The organism is Georgenia satyanarayanai (genome assembly GCF_900116375.1).
GTDB classification, from domain to species: Bacteria; Actinomycetota; Actinomycetes; order Actinomycetales; family Actinomycetaceae; genus Oceanitalea; species Oceanitalea nanhaiensis.
This window is the reverse complement of sequence record NZ_UETB01000011.1, coordinates 32707-48075: the sequence shown is the minus strand read 5'-3', so window position 1 is coordinate 48075 and position 15369 is coordinate 32707. Positions and strand designations below refer to the sequence as shown.

Sequence of the window (15369 nt, the reverse complement as noted above, 5' to 3'; positions counted from 1 at the left end):
CCGGTAGGGTTCGCGGCATGACAGCACACCCCAGCACGTCCCGGGCCCGCCGCGGCCTGTCGGCGCTCCTCCTCCTGCCCCTCCTGCTCGTCCTGGCCGGCTGCTTCCGCCTGGACATGGGCCTGACCATCAACGAGGACGACACCCTCGACGTCTCCATGGAGGTCGGCGACCTCACCGGCATGGCCACCCGCGAGGACATGGACTGCTCCTCGATGGAGTCCGAGCTCTCCGGCGCCCCGGACGAGGCGGACTTCGCCGTCGAGGACATCGAGGACGAGGACGGCAACGTCGGGTGCCGCATCTCGGCGACCGGCGCCCCGATCGACTCGATGAGCGGTGAGGGCATGAGCATCGAGAAGGTCGACGACACCTATGTCTTCTCCTTCGACGGCGACGACACCGGCATGGGTGACACGAGCAGCCTCGAGGACATGCCGGCCGGCATGGAGCCCCAGGTGGCCATCTCCGTCACCTTCCCCGGTGAGGTCATCGAGGCAGACGGCGAGATCGACGGCAACACCGTGACGTGGACCGGCATCGAGGCCTTCGCCGCCGGCGGCAGCGCCACCGGCGAGGCCACCGGCTCCGTCCTGGGCGGCAGCGGCGGCGGCGTGTCCACCGCCGTGTGGGTCATCCTCGGTGTCGTCGCACTGCTCGCGATCGCCGCGCTCATCTTCTTCATCACCCGCAAGAACCGCGGGAGGTCCGGCGACGCCGACGCCCCCTACGGCGGGCCGGCGGGCCCCGGCGGGCCGGCGGGCCCCGGCGGTCAGGGCGGCCAGCCCGGCCAGGTCGCCAACGAGCCCGGCCCCGGCTTCCCCGCGCAGCCGGGCGCGGGCCAGCCGGTGGGCGGCTTCGGCCCGTCCGACCAGGTCCCGGCCGACCCGGGCCCGGGCTACCCCGGCCAGCAGGCGCCGTCGGCGCCGGCCTCCTTCGGCGCCGCTGCCGCGGACGCGCCGGTCGACCGCCCGGAGGGTTCGCCCTTCGCGCCGTCGCCCGAGCCCCCGCAGCAGCCGGGCGAGGACCAGCAGCGCTAGAACCCGACAACCCGCCGACAGCTGAGTTGTTACCGGTAACAACTCAGCTGTCGGCGGGTTGTGGCATGTCAGGGCAGCCGACGCGTGAGCCGCACCGTCCAGGCCTCGGGGCCCTCGACGAGGTAGGTGACGGCGAAGGCACCGGGCTGGCGCTCCTCGACCTGTGCGAGCAGCGGGAGCGGGTCGTGCGGCGCGAGGAGGTCCAGGGAGAAACCGGGCGCGATCGCGGTGAGCGCACCGAAGACGGTGGCGTGCCGGATGGCGTGCGGGACCTGGCGGACGTCGAGCACCGGGGTGGCGTCGTCGTGCCCGCCGCAGGCGCACCCCCCGCCCGGCCGGTCCGTGATCGCGATGTCCTCGACAGCCATGGCCGTCCCCTCTCGTTGGCGAGAGGCCAGGTTAGGCACGGACGTGCCCGTGCCTACGGGACCATCGGCCCACGCCCCGCCCGTCACCGGGCGGGGCGCCGGCGCACTCAGTCCAGCAGGGAGTGGCGCACGATCGTGGCGGCGCGGTCCGGGCCGACGCCGATCGAGGAGATCCGCGCCCCGGACATCTCCTCGAGCGCGAGCACGTAGCGCTGGGCGGCGTCGGGCAGGTCGGAGAACTCGCGGGCGCCGCTGATGTCCTCGCTCCAGCCGTCGAGCTCCTCGTAGACCGGGCGCGCATGGTGGAAGTCGGTCTGGTTGGGGGGCATCTCGTCCACGCGGCGGCCGTCGACCTCGTAGGCCACGCACACCGGGATCTTCTCCAGGCCGGTGAGGACGTCGAGCTTGGTGAGGACCAGGTCGGTGAGCCCGTTGACCCGGCTGGCGAAGCGGGCGACGACGGCGTCGTACCAGCCGCAGCGGCGAGGGCGCCCCGTCGTCGTGCCGTACTCCCCACCCACGCTGCGCAGCCGCTCGCCGGCGTCGTCGTGGAGCTCGGTGGGGAAGGGGCCTTCGCCGACACGGGTCGTGTACGCCTTGACGACACCCACGACGCGGTCGATGCGGGTCGGGCCCACACCGCTGCCGGTGCAGGCGCCACCGGCGGTGGCGGAGGAGGAGGTGACGAAGGGGTAGGTGCCGTGGTCGACGTCGAGCATCGCGGCCTGGCCGGCCTCGAAGACGACCGTGCGGCCCTCGTCGAGGGCCTGGTTGAGGACCAGGGAGGTGTCGGCGACCATCGGGCGCAGCCGCTCCGCGTAGGAGAGCAGCTCGGCGGTGACCTCGTCGACGTCGACGGCACGGCGGTTGTAGACCTTGAGGAGCAGCTGGTTCTTCTGCACGAGCGCACCCTCGACCTTCTGCCGCAGGATCTTCTCGTCGAAGACGTCCTGGACGCGGATGCCCACGCGCGCCATCTTGTCGGCGTAGGTGGGACCGATGCCGCGGCCCGTCGTGCCGATCTGCCGCTTCCCGAGGAAGCGCTCGGTCACCTTGTCCAGGGTGCGGTTGTAGGACGGGATGAGGTGGGCGCCGGAGGACACGAGGAGCTTGGAGACGTCCACGCCCCGCGCGCTGAGCCCGTCGAGCTCGGCGAAGAGCACCTCGAGGTCGACGACGACGCCGTTGCCGATGACCGGTGTGCACCCCGGGCTGAGGATGCCGGAGGGCAGCAGGTGGAGGGCGTACTTCTCCTCGCCGACGACGACCGTGTGCCCCGCGTTGTTGCCCCCGTTGAACTTGACGACGTAGTCGACCTGGGAGCTGAGCTGGTCGGTGGCCTTCCCCTTGCCCTCGTCGCCCCACTGGGCTCCGACGACGACGACCGCTGGCATGTTCATCCCTTTCGCTGGAGGCGGGCGCCGATCGGCTCCCGGGACAGGTTACCGAACGCTGCCTCCGGGCGGTTCGGCGTGCACCGGACGGCTCTGCCGCCTAGGCTCGTGGAGGTAACGGACCGGGCACCGCCGCGCGCGCACGAGCGGCGGCCAGAGGGAGCAGCATGATCGAGATCGCGGCGTCATCGACCACGACGACGGTGACGATCAGCGGGGATCTCGACCTTGCCGAACGCGGACAGTTCCCCGAGGCCACGGCCCGGGTGAGCGGGCTGCGCCGTCAGCTCCTCGTCATCGACATGTGCGACGTCACCTTCATGGACTCCACCGGTGCCGCGTTCCTCATCGCGCTCGCCGACGCCGCGGGCAAGCGCGGCGGCGCGGCCGTCCTGCGCGGCTGCAACGACCGCGAGCTCTTCGTCCTGGAGATCTGCGGCGCCCTGGGCAGCTTCCGGATCGACACCGACCACCGCTGCGAGCGCCGGGCCTCCTGAGCCGCCGTCTACTCCTCGGCCGGGCGCTGGGCCCAGGCCTCCTTGGCGCGCACGCGCGCCCACACGACCTTCCCGGCCGGGGTGGGCCGCCACCCCCACTCGGCGAGGCGGGAGATGATGTGGAGCCCGAAGCCGCCCACACGCCCCACGCGTCCCTCGCGGACGACCGGCGGGCTCGGGTTGGCGTCCTCGACCTCGATGCGCAGGCCGTCACCGGTGTCCCGCAGCCGCAGGTCCACCCGGCCCCACCCGTGCATGACGGCGTTGGCGACGAGCTCGGAGGCGACGAGCTCGGCCGCGGCGGTGTCCGCGATGTCCCAGGCCTCGCAGGCGCGGAGCACGGCGTGCCGCGCCCGGGCGATCGTCTTGGGGTCCATCGGCATCTGCCAGCGCCGCTCCCGGGGCCCTGACCACGTGTGGGTGGGGTCGGAGGCCGGGTCGGGCACGCGCAGGACGACGACGGCGATGTCGTCCTCGGGCGCGTCGGCGAGCTGCTGGAGCAGCTCCTCACCGATCCCGGCGGCGTCGGGCGCGTCGATGTGCTCGGCGGCCGAGACGAGGGCGGCGACGCCGTCGCGCATCGACCGGTCGCGGCGCTCGACGAGGCCGTCGGTGTAGAAGACGAGGACGTCACCGGGCCGCACGACCGCGTGCCCGGTGTGCCGCGGGCGGCCGCCGAAGCCGACGAGGGGGCCGTTGGCGCCCTCGAGCTGGGTGGCCCGCCCGCCGCTCACGTGGACGATCGGCAGGTGCCCGGCGCGCGAGTAGGCGACGTCCCAGGTCTCCCCGCCCGGCCGGGGGTGGAGGGTGGCGTAGACGAAGGAGGCGGGCCGGGCGATGCGCATGCCCGCGACGAGCCGGTCGACACGGCCCAGCACCTTCCCGGGCTCGACGAACTCGGCGGCGTAGGCGCGCACGACCGAGCGCAGCTGGCCCATCGCCGCCGCGGCCTCGACGTCGTGCCCGACGACGTCGCCCACGACCACACCGACCCGTCCCTCACCCATGTCGAGGACGTCGTACCAGTCCCCGCCCACCTGGGCGTGCTCGGAGCTGGGGGCGTAGTAGCTCCACACGTCCACGCCCTCGACGTGGCTCTGCTCGGGCAGCATGGCGCGCTGGAGCGTCTCCGCGAGCCGGTGCTCGCGGTCGTAGAGCTGGAGGTTGTCCATCGCCATGCCCACGCGCCGGGCGACGAGCTCGAGGACGGTCGTCAGCTCGCCCGCCGGCAGCGCGCTCTCGTCGGCCTCCAGGTCCGGGGGGCGGACGGCGAGGACGGCGAGCACCGCCTTGCGGCCGAGCACGGGCAGCAGCCACAGCGGCCCGTCGTCGGGCGCGGAGTCGTCCTGCGCGACGAGCGCGAGCAGCTCACCGGTGAGGGTGCCCTCGTCGACGGGCTCGCGCGGGTCGACGACGACGGTCTGCATCCGGGTGTCGAGGAAGAGTCCGACGACGGGGTCGGGGACCTCGCGCACCCGGGCCTGACGGCGCAGGTCGCGGCGGTGGTAGGAGATCCCGGCGAGGTCGGTGACCTTCTGCAGCTGGGTGCCGTCGGCGTAGAAGGCGGCCCACGGGACGATGCGCCGCTCGAGCAGCGCGGAGATCTCCACGAGGGCGGTCGCGGAGTCGACGTCGGCGAGGATGTCGGAGACCCGCGCGACGAGGCTGAGGCCGCGCTGGGCGCGCTCCTCCGCGGCGGCCCGTTCCTCGGCGAGGACGGCGGAGGCGAGCTCCTCGGTGGCGTCGCGCACGGTGACGAGCCAGCGGCCCCAGCCACCGGCGCCGGGCCCGAGCGGGCTGAAGGACACGGTGGCGCGGTAGGAGGTGCCGTCCTTGCGCGGCACGGAGCGCACGACGGAGACGGGCAGACCCGCTGCGAGCGCCTCCCGCAGGGCCGTGCGGACCCGCCCGTGGGCGGTGACCAGCTCGGGCGCGGAGTCGCGCAGCTCGGCCACCGAGTACCCGGTCATCTGCGCCAGCGAGGAGCTGACCCACACGACGCGGTACCCGGCGGGCCGGGTGGAGAGGTCGACGTCGACGACGTAGGTCGGGTCGGGCAGCGCCTCGAGCAGGTGCTCGGAGCGCCCCAGGAAGGTCTCGGGCAGCTCGCGCGCGGGCTCCGCGCGCCGTCCCGGATGCGTGCGGATGACACCCTCAGGAGGCGTCGGAGAGTCCACCGGTGCGGGCACGCCGCTGTCCGGTCCGGTCATGTTGTCTCTCCGATCGCCTCGAGTCTCCTAGGATGCCGTGGAGGACGTTCCGGCGCGAACCGCCGGACCAGCAGAAGGAGAGCCTGTGCGCGACGACAGTTCGACAAGCGACCGCGGCCCCGAGACCGGCACCGCGTCGGTCATGGTGGCGCAGGGCCGCACCCGGCTCGTCCTGTCCGGTGAGATCGACGTCGCTCTCAGCAGCGAGCTCACCGAGGCGGTCTCGGAGGCCGAGTCGTCCCGCAACCCCGTGGAGATCGACGCCCGGCACGTCACCTTCATGGACTCCTCGGGTGTCGCGCTCCTCGCGCGGCTCGCCCACCGCACGCCCGGGCCGCTCACGATGATCAAGCCGCCGGACGTCGTCCGCTTCCTGCTCGACATCACGCGCCTGGGCGACGTCGTGACGATCGTCGAGGAGGACCCGGGCTTCCCCGAGCCCACCGACCCCCCGGGCGACGACGCCGCGTGACGCACCAGCGAGACGACGAAGGGCCCGCCGGCAGCTGCCGGCGGGCCCTTCGTGCGTCAGTCGGTCTGCGTCAGGCCATCTTCGTGCCGGCCGAGCGCAGCCACTGGCAGGCCTCGACGACGCGGGCGGCCATGCCGGCCTCCGCGGCCTTGCCCCAGGCGCGGGGGTCGTAGGCCTTCTTGTTGCCGACGTCGCCGTCGATCTTGAGCACGCCGTCGTAGTTCTTGAACATGTGCTCGACGACGGGGCGGGTGAAGGCGTACTGCGTGTCGGTGTCGACGTTCATCTTGATGACGCCGTTGTCGACGGCGAGGGCGACCTCCTCGGCCGTCGAGCCGGAACCACCGTGGAAGACGAGGTCGAACGGCATGTCCTTGCCGATCTCCTGGCCGACGACGCGCTGGATCTCACCGAGGATCTCCGGACGGAGCTTGACCGCGCCCGGCTTGTAGACGCCGTGGACGTTGCCGAAGGTCAGGGCGGTGAGGTACCGGCCCTTCTCACCGGCGCCGAGCGCCCGCACCGTGGCGAGGCCGTCCTCGGGGGTCGTGTAGAGCTTCTCGTTGATCTCGGCCTCGTGGCCGTCCTCCTCGCCACCGACGACGCCGACCTCGATCTCGAGGATCGTGCGCGCCTTCTGGGAGAGCTCGAGCAGCTCCTCGGAGATGACGAGGTTCTCCTCCAGCGGGACGGTGGAGCCGTCGTACATGTGCGACTGGAACATGGGGTTCTTGCCGGCGGCGACCTCCTCGGCCTCCATGGCGAGCAGCGGCCTCACCCAGGAGTCGAGGTTCTCCTTGATGCAGTGGTCGGTGTGCAGCGCGATGGTGACGCCGTAGTTCTTCGCCACCTCGTGCGCGTAGGCGGCCAGGGCGCGCGTGCCCGCCACCCGGTCCTTGATCGTCGAGCCGGAGGCGTACTCGCCACCGCCGACGGAGACCTGGATGATGCCGTCGCTCTCCGCCTCGGCGAAGCCGCGGATCGCCGCGGTCACCGTCTGGGAGGAGGTGATGTTGATGGCCGGGTAGGCGAACTTGCCCGCCTTCGCCCGGTCGAGCATCTCGTTGTAGGACTCGGGGGTTGCGATGGGCACTGAATGCCTCCTGTGGATAGACGCAGCGATACGCCTAGATTGTGTCATGCCCGGACTGAGCAGGGTCGGGACGTCCGACCTGCGGCCCGTGCTGCAGGATCCACGAGTACATCGCCACCGCGGCAGCGGCCCCGACGTTGAGGGACCGGGTGGAGCCGTACTGGGTGATGTGGAGGATCTGCGCGCAGGCCGCCCGCGCCTCCTCGGACAGCCCGCCGGACTCCTGCCCGAAGAGGAGCACGGCGCGCTCCGGCAGCGGCCGGTGCTCGAGGGGCACGGACCCCGGGACGTTGTCGATGCCGATGACCGGTATCCCCTCCCCCTGCGCCCACGCGAGCAGCCCGGCGACGTCGTCGTGGTGGTGCAGGTGCTGGTAGCGGTCGGTGACCATCGCCCCGCGCCGGTTCCAGCGCCGTCGGCCGACGATGTGGACGGCGGCGACCGCGAAGGCGTTGGCCGTGCGGACCACCGAGCCGATGTTGAAGTCGTGCCCGAGGTTCTCGACCGCCACGTGGAGCGGGTGGCGGTGGGCGTCGATGTCCTCGACGATCGCCTCGAGCCGCCAGTAGCGGTACCGGTCCAGGACGTTGCGCCGGTCCCCCTCGGCAAGCAGCTGCGGGTCGAGCCGGGGGTCCGGGGGCCACGCGTCGGGCCCGCCGGGCCAGGGCCCGACGCCGACCTGCTCCTCGCTCAAGCGTCGCGTCGCGGGTCGAGGCCCCCGCCCTGACCACCGCCGTCGACGGCCGCGGCGGGGCCGGGCGCCTCGCCGGCGGTGAAGTGGACCGAGGGGACGGCACGGACCGCGGGGTCGTTGGCCTCGAAGTACTCCGCCCGGCTGAAGGAGAACGCGTTGGCGACGACGTTCGGCGGGAAGGACTCGATCCTCGTGTTGAGCTGGCGCACGTTGGCGTTGTAGAAGCGGCGGCCCGCGGCGATGCGGTCCTCGGTGTTGGTGAGCTCGGCCTGGAGGTCGGCGAAGTTCTCCGAGGAGCGCAGCTGCGGGTAGTTCTCCGCGACGGCGAAGAGCCGGCTCAGCGCCCCGCTGAGGGCGTTCTCGGTCTCGGCCTGCTGGGCGGGGCCCACCCCGCCGCCGGCCGCTGCTGCGCGGGCACGGGTGACGTCGTCGAAGACCTCCCGCTCCTGGGCGGCGTAGCCCTTGACGGTCTCGACGAGCGCCGGGACGAGGGCGTGGCGCCGGTGGAGCTCGACGTCGATCTGCCGCCACGCCTCCTGGACGAGGTTGCGCAGCCGGACCAGGCCGTTGTACGTCGCGACCGCCCAGACGGCGACGACGACGAGCACGGCCAGGACGACGAGCACGGCGAGCATCTCCACGCGCTCAGCCTTTCACAGCGGGCCCTGGTTGCCTCGCCGACCGGCGAGGACGATCGCCACGCCGTAGGGCACCACGCAGACCAGGGCGAGCTGCCACCAGGGCCAGTCGACCACGAAGCTCAGCGCGCCGATGACCGCGAAGCCGACGATGGTGACGAGCGTCTGCCGCTTGCGGACGTCCACGGCCCTCACCTGCCGTTCCTCGCACTGACGGCGGCGCGACCGGCCTGCGCGTGAGTCCCCCGCCGTCGCGGTTCAGCCATTGAGGGAAACTAGCACCGGCGCGACCGTCAGGGCCCTAGACCTTCCGCTACCGCACGGTGGGCGGCACCGCGGCCCTTCTCAGCCGCGGGCGGCGAGCCCGAGGTCCTCCAGGCCGAGGGCGGCGAGGTAGCGCACGCCCGCCTCCTCCACGCGCTCGCGCGCACCGGTGTCGCGGTCGACGACGACGGCGGCCCCCACGACCTCCGCGCCCGCCTCGCGCAACGCCTCGATGGCGGTGAGGAGGCTGCCGCCGGTGGTCGAGGTGTCCTCGACGGCGACAACACGGCGGCCGGCGACGTCCGGGCCCTCGACGCGCCGCTGCAGGCCGTGGGCCTTGGCCTCCTTGCGCACGACGCAGGCGTCCACGGTGAGCCCGCGGGAGGCCGCGGCATGGAGGATCGCGGTGGCGACCGGGTCGGCGCCCATCGTGAGACCACCGACGGCGTCGACCTCCTCGGGCCCGAGCCCCGCCTCCTCGAGGAGGTCGAGCATGACGTGGCCCACGAGCGGGGCGGCCGCGTGGTGCAGGGTGACGCGCCGCATGTCGACGTAGTGGTCGGAGGTGCGGCCGCTGGCGAGCGTCACCTCGCCCCGGATGACGGCGAGGTCGCGGACGTGCTGGGCCAGGGAGCTGCGCAGGGAGTCGTTGGGGGAGGTCACGGCTGCAGGGTACCGGCCGGTAGCCTCGCCCCCATGCGCCTGGCCACGTGGAACGTCAACTCCGTCCGCACCCGGGTGGACCGGGTCCTCGCCTTCCTCGAGCGCTCCGGGACGGACGTGCTGGCGGTCCAGGAGACCAAGTGCCGCGACGACCAGTTCCCGCACCTGCCCTTCGAGGCCGCCGGCTACCACGTCGCCCACCACGGCCTCAGCCAGTGGAACGGGGTGGCCGTCGTCTCCCGGCTCCCCGTGGAGGACGTCGAGGTCGGCTTCCCGGGGATGCCGACGTGGGGAGAGCCGGCCGCCGCCGAGGCCCGCGCCCTGGGCGCGACGGTCAGCGGCGTGCGGGTGTGGAGCCTGTACGTGCCCAACGGCCGCACGCTGGAGGACCCGCACTACCAGTACAAGCTCGACTGGCTGGCGGCGCTGCGCGACGCCGCCCACGGCTGGCTCGCGGCCGACCCCGCCGCGCAGGTCGCCCTCGTGGGTGACTGGAACGTCGCCCCGCGCGACGAGGACGTGTGGGACCCCGCCGCCTTCGCCGGCGCCACCCACGTCTCCCCGCCCGAGCGAGCGGCGCTCGCCGCGCTGGGCGAGGCCGGCTTCGCGGAGGTCACTCGCGAGCACACCCCCGGCGCCTACACGTACTGGGACTACCAGCGCCTGCGCTTTCCCCGGAACGAGGGCATGCGCATCGACCTCGTCCACGCCTCCCCCGCGCTCGCTGCCCGGGTGACCGGCGCGCACGTCGACCGGGCCGAGCGCAAGGGCAAGGGGGCCAGCGACCACGTGCCCGTCGTCGTCGACCTCGCCTGAGCGCGCTCAGGTGCGCGGGGTGGCCCAGCTCGGGGCGAGGGTGATCTCCGTGCGGTGGTGCTCCCACGTGCGCCACCACTCCTCGGCCCCCTCGGGCAGACGGTCGGCCGGCACGCGGCGCAGCAGGTCGCGCAGCGTGTACTTGAGGCCGGCGATCTCCGCGACTCGCTCCAGCCGCGCGGGCTCCTCGAGGTCCGCGGCGAAGGCCTCCTTCTCGGCGTGCCAGATGCGGCGGCGCAGGAGCACCAGGTCGCGGGTGACGGACTGCTCCTCCGCGCTCGCCCCGAGGACGGCCTCGGCCGCGCGGAGGTAGCCGTAGTCCATCGCGAGCGCGACGAGGCCGGGCTCGATGGTGAGGGTGTCGTGGACGTCGAACTCCGGCTCGATGACGACGGCGCCCGCGGCCCGCGCGCGGACCACCTCGTCGCGCTGCACCTCGTCGGTCATGATGGCCGTCGTCGTGCGCATGAGGATGCCGAGCATGTCCTTGTCGTCGTAGGAGTCCTCGCGGCGCAGGCCCGACGGTCCGGCGACCACGGCGTAGCAGGTGTCGACACCGAGGTGGGTCATCGCGACCTCCGCGGGCAGGGACTCCCGCACCCCGCCGTCGACGTAGTTCTCCTCCCCCAGCCGCACCGGCGCGAAGACCATCGGGATCGCGCAGGACGCGCGGACGGCCTCGACGAGGTCGACGGGGTCGGCCCCCAGGGGACGGTCGTCGCGGTCGACGAGGGTGCCGTCCTCGGTGACGTAGCGCAGCTCGCCGCTCTCGAGGGCGACGACGGCGACACGCAGGGTGACACCCGAGGCCGCGACGGCGTCGGGCCGGAAGATCTCGGGGTCGACGAGGTGGTCGACGATGGGGCCGGGGCGGTACATCGAGCGCTCACGGCGGGCGCCGTCGACGATCGTCTCGAGGTCGGCGCTGGCGCGGCCCACCGTCCGGAGGATGTCGATCGACTCGAGGAAGCGGCCCGGGCCTAAACCGGTCCCGCCGGCGCGCTCCCTCCCGGTGCCCGCGGCCTCCTCGTCGGCGGGCTCACCGGCCGGGGTGAGCCGGCTGGGCGGGGCCGGGACGGGCGGGAGCTCGACGGGCTGCTGGTGCGGGGGCTCGTCGGGGCCGGGGTCCTGCGTGCTGCGCCCGTCACCGCTGGCCGGGCGGACCACCCGCTCGGCCGCGGTGGAGATCTCGTCGCGGAGCACGGCCACGCGCTTGAAGGATCGGCCCAGGGCACCCTGGCGCCGCTTGCGCCGCTCGAGAGCCTCGGCCCACACCGGGCCACGCTCGCGCAACCGGCTGAACCACGGCAGCTCCTCGAACATGTCCGAGGAGTCGGCCATCCCCCGCCACAGCTCCTCGAGGCGCGCGAGGGCAGCGCGCTGCCCCTCCCGCTCGGCCGACTGGGCGAGGACGGCCGCGACGATCGAGCCCGCCGAGGTCCCGGTGATGACCGAGGGGGCGATACCCGCCCGGTCGTAGAGGTAGCGCAGCGCCCCGAGCTGGAAGCTGGCCCGCGCGCCGCCACCGCTGAGGACAAGACCGACGACGTCTGGAGCGTCTGGCATGGCAGCAGGCTAGCGTCAGCGCAGGTCGGTGAGGACGGCGTCGGACAGGCCCGGCCACAGCCCGGCCGCCCACTCCCCGAAGGGCTCGGCGCCGAGGAAGGCCGTGGCCAGACCTGCCCGCGGGTCGACCCACAGGAAGCTGCCGGACTGGCCGAAGTGCCCGAAGGTCTCCGGCGCGTTGCCGCCGCCGGTCCAGTGCGGCGACTTGGTGCCGCGGATCTCGAAGCCCAGCCCCCAGTCGTTGGGGTCCTGACGCCCGAAGCCGGGCAGCACGCCGGGCAGGCCGGCGAGCTGGACGGTGGTGGCCTCGGTGAGGAGCTCGGGGTCGAGGACGGTGGGGGCGAGGAGCTCGCGACCGAAGGCGGCGAGGTCCTCGGCGCTGCCGCTGGCGCCGTGGGCGGGTGACCCCTCGAGCACGACGGTGCTCAGGCCCAGCGGGACGAGCACCGTGTCCTCCAGCCAGTCGGCGAAGTCGGTGCCCGTCGCCTCGGCGACGTGCTCGGCGACGAGCTCCATGCCGCGGTTGCTGTAGATGCGCCGGCGTCCGGGGGCGCCGAGGACGTCGTCGGAGTCCATCGCCACGCCCGAGGCGTGGGCGAGCAGGTGCCGCACCGTGGAGCCCTCCGGCCCGGCCGGCTCGTCGAGGTCGACGAGGTGCCGGGACACGGCGACGAGCGTCGCGGTCGCCGTGAGCAGCTTGGTCACCGACGCCCAGGGGAAGGACCGGCCGGTCTCCCCGTGGGTCAGTCGGGTCCCGCTCGCGTCGGTGACGACGACGGCGTGCGGGAAGTCCGGCAGCTCCACCTGATCGAAAGCGCTCATGGCTCCCAGGGTGCCACCTGTGGACGGACCCGGTGTCCCCAGCCCCCGGAAGAACTCAGCTCTCGGCGAGAGTGGTGGCGGCCCCTCCCGGCGAGAGTGGTGGCGGCCCCTCCCGGCGAGAGTGGTGGCGGCCCCTCCCGGCGAGAGTGGTGGCGGCCCTCCCGGCGAGAGCTGAGTTGTTCCGTCAGAGGGTGGCGACGGTGGTGCCGGCGTCCACGGTGAGGACGAGGCCCTCCTCGGGGGTGCGGTCGACGGCCACGGTGGCGCCGTCGGCCACCTGCCCGCCGAGCATGAGGCGGGCGAGCTGGTCACCGATCTCACGCTGGACGAGCCGGCGCAGCGGACGTGCACCGTACGCGGGGTCGTAACCCTCGAAGGCGAGCCACTCGGAGGCTGCCGACGTCACGTCGAGCGTGATGCGGCGCTCGGCGAGCCGGTCACGCAGCCGCGCGACCTGGAGCTCGACGATCTGGCCGAGCTCCTCGAGGCTGAGCGCGTCGAAGAGGACGACGTCGTCGAGCCGGTTGAGGAACTCGGGCTTGAAGGCCGCCCGCACCGCCCCCATGACCGCCTCGCGCTTGGCCTCCTCGGGCATCGTCTGGTCGACGAGGAACTGCGAGCCGAGGTTGGAGGTGAGGACGAGGATGACGTTGCGGAAGTCCACCGTGCGGCCCTGGCCGTCGGTGAGCCGGCCGTCGTCGAGCACCTGGAGGAGGATGTCGAAGACCTCCGGGTGGGCCTTCTCCACCTCGTCGAGCAGGACGACGGAGTAGGGGCGGCGGCGCACCGCCTCGGTGAGCTGGCCGCCCTCCTCGTAGCCGACGTACCCCGGAGGGGCACCGACGAGCCGCGAGACGGAGTGCTTCTCGGAGTACTCGCTCATGTCGATGCGCACGATGGCGCGCTCGTCGTCGAAGAGGAAGTCGGCCAGCGACTTGGCCAGCTCGGTCTTGCCGACGCCGGTGGGGCCGAGGAAGAGGAAGGATCCGGTGGGCCGGTCAGGGTCGGACAGGCCCGCCCGCGAGCGCCGCACGGCGTCGGACACGGCCTGGACCGCCGTGCGCTGCCCGATGAGCCGGTGCCCGAGGACGTCCTCCATGCGCAGCAGCTTCTCGGTCTCCCCCTCGAGGAGCCGGCCGACCGGGATCCCGGTCCAGGCGGCGACGACCTCGGCGACCTCGTCCGCGGAGACGCGGTCGGCGATCATCGGGGACTCGGCAGGCTGGTCGGCCTCGGCGGCCTCGGCGGCGCGGATCTCCCGCTCCACGGCCGGGATGTCGCCGTAGCGCAGGCGGCCGGCGTCCTCGTAGCGGCCCTCGCGCTCGGCGCGGTCGGCCTCCGTGCGCAGGGAGTCGAGGCGCTGCTTGAGGTCACCGATGCGGTTGTGACCGGCCTTCTCCGCCTCCCACCGGGCGGTGAGGGCGGCGAGCTCCTCGGAACGGTCGGCGAGCTCGGCGCGCAGGCGCTCGAGGCGGTCCTGGGAGGCGGGGTCGTCGGCGTCGGCGGACTCGACGAGGTAGGCCTCCTCCATCCGCAGCCGCTCGACGGCGCGACGCAGCGCGTCGACCTCCTCTGGGGAGGAGTCGAGCTCCATGCGCAGGCGGGACGCGGCCTCGTCGACGAGGTCGATGGCCTTGTCGGGGAGCTGACGGCCGGTGATGTAGCGGTCGGAGAGGGTCGCGGCGGCGACGAGCGCGCCGTCGGAGATGGTCACCTGGTGGTGGGCCTCGTACTTGGGCGCGATGCCGCGCAGGATGGCGACGGTGTCCTCGACGGAGGGCTCGCCGACGAAGACCTGCTGGAAACGGCGCTCAAGGGCCGGGTCCTTCTCGATGTGCTCGCGGAACTCGTCGAGCGTCGTGGCGCCGACCATCCGCAGCTCCCCCCGGGCGAGCATGGGCTTGAGCATGTTGCCCGCGTCCATCGCGCCCTCGGCGGCACCGGCGCCCACGACCGTGTGGAGCTCGTCGATGAAGGTGACGACCTCGCCGTCGGAGTCCTTGATCTCCTGCAGGACGGCCTTGAGCCGCTCCTCGAACTCGCCGCGGTACTTCGCGCCGGCGACCATCGAGCCGAGGTCGAGGGCGATGAGCCGCTTGTCGCGCAGCGACTCGGGGACGTCCCCGTTGACCATGCGCTGGGCGAGCCCCTCGACGACGGCGGTCTTGCCGACGCCGGGCTCGCCGATGAGGACGGGGTTGTTCTTCGTCCGGCGGGAGAGGACCTGGATGACGCGACGGATCTCGGCGTCTCGGCCGATGACCGGGTCCAGGCGACCGTCGCGGGCGGCGGCGGTGAGGTCCTGGCCGTACTTCTCCAGGGCCTTGTAGGTGCCCTCGGGGTCGGCGCTCGTGACGCGGCCGGAGCCGCGGACCGTGGGCAGCGCGTCGAGGAGCGCGTCGCGGTCGGCGCCGAGGTCGCGCAGGACCTGCCCGGCGGGGCTCTCGCTGCGCGCGAGCGCGAGGAGGAGGTGCTCGGTGGAGACGAACTCGTCCCCGAGGGCGGTCGCCTCCTCGCCGGCCTGGGTGATGACGGTCATCATCGGGCGCGACGGGGAAGGCTGGGCCACGGAGGACCCGGAGGCACCGGGCAGGGCGGCGGCCGCGGCCGTGGCGCGCTCGACGATGGCGGCGCGGTTGGCACCGACCGCGTCGATGAGAGCAGGCGCGACGCCGCCGGGCTGCTCGAGCAGCGCGACGAGCACGTGGACGGGCTCGAGCTGGGGGTTGCCGGCCGTCGCGGCCGAGCGCATGGCGGAGGCGATCGCCTCCTGCGACTTGGTGGTCAGCTTGTCCATCGGGTCCTCCGGGTGAGTTCAGGTTCCACTGAGGT

At 73.3% G+C, this 15369-nt stretch carries 15 protein-coding genes; 4 read left to right on the top strand and 11 right to left on the bottom strand.

The window, feature by feature from the left end; all coding sequences use genetic code 11:
- Positions 1-17 precede the first annotated feature (17 nt).
- Positions 18-1040, top strand: coding sequence for an LppM family (lipo)protein (locus DSZ44_RS13425; protein WP_110853146.1), 1023 nt, complete (start codon positions 18-20; stop codon positions 1038-1040).
- A gap of 68 nt (positions 1041-1108) precedes the next feature.
- Here DSZ44_RS13425 and DSZ44_RS13420 read toward each other — a convergent pair whose 3' ends face one another.
- Complete coding sequence (locus tag DSZ44_RS13420; RefSeq protein ID WP_110853145.1) at positions 1109-1408, bottom strand: DUF2249 domain-containing protein; 300 nt, start codon at positions 1406-1408, stop codon at positions 1109-1111.
- 107 nt (positions 1409-1515) lie between these two features.
- Positions 1516-2802 carry an adenylosuccinate synthase gene (locus DSZ44_RS13415; protein ID WP_110853201.1) on the bottom strand — a complete coding sequence of 429 codons (1287 nt, stop codon included), beginning with the start codon at positions 2800-2802 and terminating at the stop codon, positions 1516-1518.
- A 167-nt stretch (positions 2803-2969) separates the two neighbouring features.
- On the opposite strand from DSZ44_RS13415, the gene DSZ44_RS13410 reads away from it, so the two are divergent.
- Complete coding sequence (locus tag DSZ44_RS13410) at positions 2970-3299, top strand: STAS domain-containing protein (RefSeq protein ID WP_110853144.1); 330 nt, start codon at positions 2970-2972, stop codon at positions 3297-3299.
- Positions 3300-3307: 8 nt separating this feature from the next.
- Here DSZ44_RS13410 and DSZ44_RS13405 read toward each other — a convergent pair whose 3' ends face one another.
- A complete protein-coding gene (locus DSZ44_RS13405) occupies positions 3308-5509 on the bottom strand; it encodes an ATP-binding SpoIIE family protein phosphatase (RefSeq protein ID WP_110853143.1) in 2202 nt (733 codons plus the stop codon).
- A gap of 85 nt (positions 5510-5594) precedes the next feature.
- On the opposite strand from DSZ44_RS13405, the gene DSZ44_RS13400 reads away from it, so the two are divergent.
- Positions 5595-5981: an STAS domain-containing protein gene (locus DSZ44_RS13400; protein ID WP_258369500.1), complete on the top strand. Its 387-nt coding sequence runs from the start codon at positions 5595-5597 to the stop codon at positions 5979-5981.
- Between the two features lie 70 nt (positions 5982-6051).
- Here the strand turns inward: DSZ44_RS13400 and fbaA are convergent, their stop codons facing one another.
- The 5 genes from fbaA to pyrE all read right to left on the bottom strand — a co-directional run bounded on the left by fbaA (position 6052) and on the right by pyrE (position 9333).
- Positions 6052-7074 (bottom strand): class II fructose-bisphosphate aldolase, encoded by a 1023-nt coding sequence (gene fbaA / locus DSZ44_RS13395; RefSeq protein ID WP_110853142.1) that lies wholly within the window; start codon positions 7072-7074, stop codon positions 6052-6054.
- 34 nt (positions 7075-7108) lie between these two features.
- On the bottom strand, positions 7109-7768 hold the full coding sequence (locus DSZ44_RS13390; protein WP_110853141.1) for a TrmH family RNA methyltransferase: 660 nt from the start codon (positions 7766-7768) through the stop codon (positions 7109-7111).
- Positions 7765-8403 carry a LemA family protein gene (locus tag DSZ44_RS13385; RefSeq protein WP_110853199.1) on the bottom strand — a complete coding sequence of 213 codons (639 nt, stop codon included), beginning with the start codon at positions 8401-8403 and terminating at the stop codon, positions 7765-7767. The genes DSZ44_RS13390 and DSZ44_RS13385 overlap by 4 nt, the downstream gene beginning before the upstream one ends.
- A gap of 18 nt (positions 8404-8421) precedes the next feature.
- A complete protein-coding gene (locus DSZ44_RS18105) occupies positions 8422-8601 on the bottom strand; it encodes a hypothetical protein (RefSeq protein ID WP_146237558.1) in 180 nt (59 codons plus the stop codon).
- A 150-nt stretch (positions 8602-8751) separates the two neighbouring features.
- A complete protein-coding gene (pyrE, locus tag DSZ44_RS13380; RefSeq protein WP_110853140.1) occupies positions 8752-9333 on the bottom strand; it encodes an orotate phosphoribosyltransferase in 582 nt (193 codons plus the stop codon).
- A gap of 33 nt (positions 9334-9366) precedes the next feature.
- Between pyrE and DSZ44_RS13375 the strand changes: the two genes are divergently transcribed.
- Positions 9367-10149: an exodeoxyribonuclease III gene (locus DSZ44_RS13375; protein ID WP_110853139.1), complete on the top strand. Its 783-nt coding sequence runs from the start codon at positions 9367-9369 to the stop codon at positions 10147-10149.
- A 6-nt stretch (positions 10150-10155) separates the two neighbouring features.
- Here DSZ44_RS13375 and DSZ44_RS13370 read toward each other — a convergent pair whose 3' ends face one another.
- The 3 genes from DSZ44_RS13370 to clpB form a co-directional block, all read right to left on the bottom strand.
- The gene (locus DSZ44_RS13370; RefSeq protein ID WP_110853138.1) at positions 10156-11715 is read right to left on the bottom strand and encodes a patatin-like phospholipase family protein; all 1560 of its coding nucleotides are present in this window, start codon (positions 11713-11715) and stop codon (positions 10156-10158) included.
- A gap of 15 nt (positions 11716-11730) precedes the next feature.
- Positions 11731-12537: a serine hydrolase domain-containing protein gene (locus DSZ44_RS13365; protein WP_110853137.1), complete on the bottom strand. Its 807-nt coding sequence runs from the start codon at positions 12535-12537 to the stop codon at positions 11731-11733.
- A gap of 184 nt (positions 12538-12721) precedes the next feature.
- Positions 12722-15334, bottom strand: coding sequence for an ATP-dependent chaperone ClpB (gene clpB / locus DSZ44_RS13360; RefSeq protein ID WP_110853136.1), 2613 nt, complete (start codon positions 15332-15334; stop codon positions 12722-12724).
- Positions 15335-15369: the final 35 nt, after the last annotated feature.

Excerpts from the sequence above, each read along its gene's own strand:
- DSZ44_RS13425 (WP_110853146.1), top strand. The coding sequence starts at position 18 with ATGACAGCACACCCCAGCACGTCCCGGGCCCGCCGCGGCCTGTCGGCG.
- DSZ44_RS13420 (WP_110853145.1), bottom strand. The coding sequence starts at position 1,408 with ATGGCTGTCGAGGACATCGCGATCACGGACCGGCCGGGCGGGGGGTGC.
- DSZ44_RS13415 (WP_110853201.1), bottom strand. The coding sequence starts at position 2,802 with ATGCCAGCGGTCGTCGTCGTCGGAGCCCAGTGGGGCGACGAGGGCAAG.
- DSZ44_RS13410 (WP_110853144.1), top strand. The coding sequence starts at position 2,970 with ATGATCGAGATCGCGGCGTCATCGACCACGACGACGGTGACGATCAGC.
- DSZ44_RS13405 (WP_110853143.1), bottom strand. The coding sequence starts at position 5,509 with ATGACCGGACCGGACAGCGGCGTGCCCGCACCGGTGGACTCTCCGACG.
- DSZ44_RS13385 (WP_110853199.1), bottom strand. The coding sequence starts at position 8,403 with ATGCTCGCCGTGCTCGTCGTCCTGGCCGTGCTCGTCGTCGTCGCCGTC.
- DSZ44_RS13375 (WP_110853139.1), top strand. The coding sequence starts at position 9,367 with ATGCGCCTGGCCACGTGGAACGTCAACTCCGTCCGCACCCGGGTGGAC.
- DSZ44_RS13370 (WP_110853138.1), bottom strand. The coding sequence starts at position 11,715 with ATGCCAGACGCTCCAGACGTCGTCGGTCTTGTCCTCAGCGGTGGCGGC.
- DSZ44_RS13365 (WP_110853137.1), bottom strand. The coding sequence starts at position 12,537 with ATGAGCGCTTTCGATCAGGTGGAGCTGCCGGACTTCCCGCACGCCGTC.
- clpB (WP_110853136.1), bottom strand. The coding sequence starts at position 15,334 with ATGGACAAGCTGACCACCAAGTCGCAGGAGGCGATCGCCTCCGCCATG.